The organism is Paraburkholderia piptadeniae, assembly GCF_900007165.1.
GTDB lineage: Bacteria > Pseudomonadota > Gammaproteobacteria > Burkholderiales > Burkholderiaceae > Paraburkholderia > Paraburkholderia piptadeniae.
On the sequence record NZ_CYGY02000087.1, the window covers coordinates 1 to 3420 of the forward strand.

5 protein-coding genes and 2 pseudogenes are annotated in these 3420 nt (G+C 60.0%); 5 read left to right on the forward strand and 2 right to left on the reverse strand.

Going from position 1 to position 3420, the window contains the following annotated elements:
* Window positions 1–201, forward strand: a 201-nt coding sequence (locus tag BN2476_RS47785; protein ID WP_218274581.1) for a hypothetical protein, incomplete at its 5' end; no start/stop codon positions are given.
* 217 nt (window positions 202–418) lie between these two features.
* On the opposite strand, the gene BN2476_RS37880 is transcribed toward BN2476_RS47785, so the two are convergent.
* Together BN2476_RS37880 and BN2476_RS47350 are read right to left on the reverse strand one after the other, a co-directional pair.
* The gene (locus tag BN2476_RS37880) at window positions 419–640 is read right to left on the reverse strand and encodes a hypothetical protein (protein ID WP_087739323.1); all 222 of its coding nucleotides are present in this window, start codon (window positions 638–640) and stop codon (window positions 419–421) included.
* A gap of 372 nt (window positions 641–1012) precedes the next feature.
* Window positions 1013–1156 (reverse strand): hypothetical protein, encoded by a 144-nt coding sequence (locus tag BN2476_RS47350; RefSeq protein WP_328590440.1) that lies wholly within the window; start codon window positions 1154–1156, stop codon window positions 1013–1015.
* 70 nt (window positions 1157–1226) lie between these two features.
* Between BN2476_RS47350 and BN2476_RS37885 the strand changes: the two genes are divergently transcribed.
* From BN2476_RS37885 to BN2476_RS48770, 4 genes and pseudogenes are all read left to right on the forward strand, one after another.
* Window positions 1227–1937: an IS6 family transposase gene (locus tag BN2476_RS37885; protein WP_087739324.1), complete on the forward strand. Its 711-nt coding sequence runs from the start codon at window positions 1227–1229 to the stop codon at window positions 1935–1937.
* Between the two features lie 39 nt (window positions 1938–1976).
* Window positions 1977–2252: pseudogene (locus tag BN2476_RS37890) on the forward strand (MotA/TolQ/ExbB proton channel family protein); the annotation flags it as partial.
* 15 nt (window positions 2253–2267) lie between these two features.
* Window positions 2268–2660 (forward strand): ExbD/TolR family protein, encoded by a 393-nt coding sequence (locus tag BN2476_RS37895; RefSeq protein WP_087739325.1) that lies wholly within the window; start codon window positions 2268–2270, stop codon window positions 2658–2660.
* Window positions 2661–3067: 407 nt separating this feature from the next.
* A pseudogene (locus tag BN2476_RS48770) lies at window positions 3068–3197 on the forward strand (FAD-dependent monooxygenase); the annotation flags it as partial.
* Window positions 3198–3420: the final 223 nt, after the last annotated feature.

The window sequence follows — 3420 nt, forward strand, 5'->3', positions numbered from 1 at the left end:
GTGCTGCTAGCTGGTGCGTATGGCCGGGGTTGCCTGCTCAAGGCGGGAAAAGCAGGACAGGTTGCCGCGGTCCGCAGGCCATGGCGAGTGCAATTTGACATAAGGTTATTTATCAACTTCAGTGGTGCGTGGAAGGGTGTTGCGGATTTCCCGTCGGTTTCACGATGGCAGTGCAAAACGGGCCCGGGCATCGAGCGCTAGCACTTCCTCAATCGTCCCGTAGCTTTCCAAATCCTCCGCCCGAACCAATCGACGTACCTCGCACATGCATGGACTCGAGGTCGCCGCAGCATGATGAGACTGTCGCCCATATCGAGCGAAAGCTTGAGATACTCGGCCACACCGAGACTCCGACTTCTGGTGTAGCGTTCCGTCACCCGAAGTGAAAGTTACCGGTTGTGCCCGGCCATATACCGGCCTATGTGTTTTCGTCGATCCACCCGCGCAGCCAGTCAGCAGCCCACCGAATAGCGCCCTCAGGTGTGTCCGAGACGCCGAGATTCTTGAACGTGTAGCTGAAGTATCCGTCGTCCGCGTCCGTGCTCGTCCGCGAGATCGTGGCCTTGGCCGTATACATTCCCGCAGCGGCAACGGGCTCGATGTCCAGCTTCCAATCCCCGTAGTCCTGGACCGCGTTCATGGCTGTGGCCTCCTGTATCAGGACACAAAATTGTACTGCTCATCCGTGACTGCAACCCGCCGCCGCTGCTGTCGGCACTCACACAACTCGGAACCGCGAGCGCCTTTGAAATGTGGCTGCGGGGCCGACCAAACTCAAACAACACTTAACTCTGAACTTTCCGATCGCTTGGCCGACGCTTCCAACGTCAGAAAAGTCCGATGCGGTTGATCGTAGTCGACCCCGTTTCGGCCACTCGATTTTCCGCATAGCGGCCATTCGGACGCTCAAGGCACAGTACGAGGGCGTCCCGCCGAAACAGTTTGCCGCGGTGCTAGACGCACCCTGCCGATGCGTGCCGCGGCGCCTCGCCGCTGTGTCAAACAATACTATCTACTTCTTGGGATAACTCACCTCCATCCCCGCACGAGCATCCTGCTGGATTCCGTATTGCGCAACCGGATACCGAAGACCATTCTTCGCGAGGGCCTCCATGCCTTCGATGGCCTGCTTCAAAGCCTCCGGCGGCAGTGCCATCGGTTGTGTCGCAGTAAGAGACGAGCGGTAGAATTCCGGCGATACAAAGTCGCGGATGGCAGGTGAATTGATGAAGACGCTGAACCCTGCCAAGGTACTGAAACGCTTGCACTATCCGCTCGACGTGATACTGACATGCGTGCGCTGGTATGTCCGCTATGCGCTAAGCCTGCGAAACCTGGAAGAGATGATGGCTGAACGAGGCATTGCGGTCGATCATTCAACCGTGCATCGCTGGGCCCTCAAGCTGTTGCCGGTGCTGGAGAAAGCGTTTCGCCGTCGCAAGCGCCCCGTCGGCAAGAACTGGCGTCTCGACGAGACCTATATCAAGGTCAAGGGCCAATGGAAATACTTGTATCGCGCCGTCGACAAGGCCGGCAACACCATCGATTTTCTGTTGCGAGCCCATCGGGACAAGGCTGCGGCGCGTCGGTATTTCGAAAAATCGATCGCTCAGAATGGCGAACCCGAGACGGTGACGATCGACAAAAGTGGCGCCAATCTGGCCGCGCTGGAAGCCATCAACGCCGAGCGCGAAACACCCATCAAGATTCGCCAGACGAAGTACCTAAACAATATCGTCGAGCAGGATCACCGTGCGATCAAGCGGCGCACCCGGCCCATGCTCGGGTTCAAGAATTTTCGTTGCGCCCGCATCCTGCTTGGCGGCATCGAGGTGGCGCACATGATCGCCAAGGGGCAGATGAAAGACAACGGTGCCCGACTGACCCACGCCGAACAGTTCTATTTTCCTTGGCTACATAAGCAGTCCTCTTCATAATAGACTCTGCTCAACTTGCAACCGTTATCGCGACAGAGCCTCTATCACGCGCTCCTGACCATCGGCGCGACGGGCCAGTCGTCGATCGATCAGGTCGCCGGCCCCGTCGGCGAGGCGCTCATCATGACGGCCTTCGGCCTCTTCGTCGCAATTCCCGCCGTGCTCGGCTACAACGCGCTCACTCGCGCCAACAAGGCGATCGTCAGCAAGCTGAGCCGCTTCGCCCATGGCCTCCATGCGTTCTTCGTGACGGGCGCGCGCCTGTCGTCGACGAAGCGCGGAGACGGTCTCCGGCTCGCGTCCCGTGCCAACTAACCAGGAGGCATGGCGATGGCAATGAGCCCTTTTGCCGGCGACGATGACGACGGCCTCATGAACGAAATCAACATGACGCTGATCGTCTTCATGGTGACGATCCCGGTGATCCGCCACGCGGTGAAGATCGACCTGCCGCATGCGAGCAGCCAGAAGGAAGACACGAAGCCCGCGCAGGTGACGGTGTCGATCGACGCCGGCGGCAACGTGCTGTGGGACGACCAGAAAATCTCCGACGACGCGCTGCAGGCGAAAATCGCCGCGGCTGCGCAGCAGAATCCGCAGCCGGAGCTGCATCTGAGCGCGGACCGCAAGGTTGCATACGAGAAGGTGGCGGACGTGATGTCGGCGGCGCAGGCGGGTGGCCTGACGAAGATCGGCTTCGTCACCGTCCCACTGCAGAGATGATACCTACGAAATACGGGTGCGACGTGCTTGCACATCGCGTGAATGCCCCGAGCCTGTCCGCCGGTTGTTACGTTGCATCTCCCGGAGGACTTCAGTGCATCAAGAAGGTAGAAAGATGCAAACGTTGTGCTGGGCGCGGGTGGCCTATGGCGGAGAGCTTCATCAATATTGCCTTGCCGGCGTCATCGATACCTCAAGCGGACGCCCTGCTTCAGGCTCGAACACACGAGGTACGTATTCTGCGCGATCCGCTCTGCGCGCGGCGAAGGTTTCCACCCAGCCTGTGAAGAAAGGCTAGACATGAACGTAGCTGAGACTCGGGTACCCCGTTCGGCAATCCGTATGAATGGCACCGATGGGGAAGGTGTCGGAACTAGTTTGGCGAAGCCGCCGTTGACGGATGGGAGCCGGCCGCGCTGGCGCGCAACGCCCGCCTCGGCGCACGCGACAGCCTGCTGCATCACCCTGGACTGGATCCACGGATTCGACGCCCTCACGGAGGAGCCAAACGAACGTCAGGGCGGCACCGTGCTTTGAGCCAGTCGCCCTCTAGCGATTTCTCCGCGTGTCAACGTCACTGCGGCCTTGGGCGCATGACACGCCCCTCTCGTTGACGCAAAGCTCCACGGGCCCAGTTCGACCCGAAACAGCCGCCCGTGGGAGCGCCACATCAATGGCTCCTTTCGGGATACAGAACAGCGGCACGCGAGCCAGGGCGATAGTCTGGCATGGGTCGAAGCTCCTTGTTTTGACCGCTGAG

Coding starts and splice junctions, on each gene's coding strand:
- BN2476_RS37880 (WP_087739323.1), bottom strand. CDS start 640: ATGAACGCGGTCCAGGACTACGGGGATTGGAAGCTGGACATCGAGCCC.
- BN2476_RS47350 (WP_328590440.1), bottom strand. CDS start 1,156: ATGGCACTGCCGCCGGAGGCTTTGAAGCAGGCCATCGAAGGCATGGAG.
- BN2476_RS37885 (WP_087739324.1), top strand. CDS start 1,227: ATGAAGACGCTGAACCCTGCCAAGGTACTGAAACGCTTGCACTATCCG.
- BN2476_RS37895 (WP_087739325.1), top strand. CDS start 2,268: ATGGCAATGAGCCCTTTTGCCGGCGACGATGACGACGGCCTCATGAAC.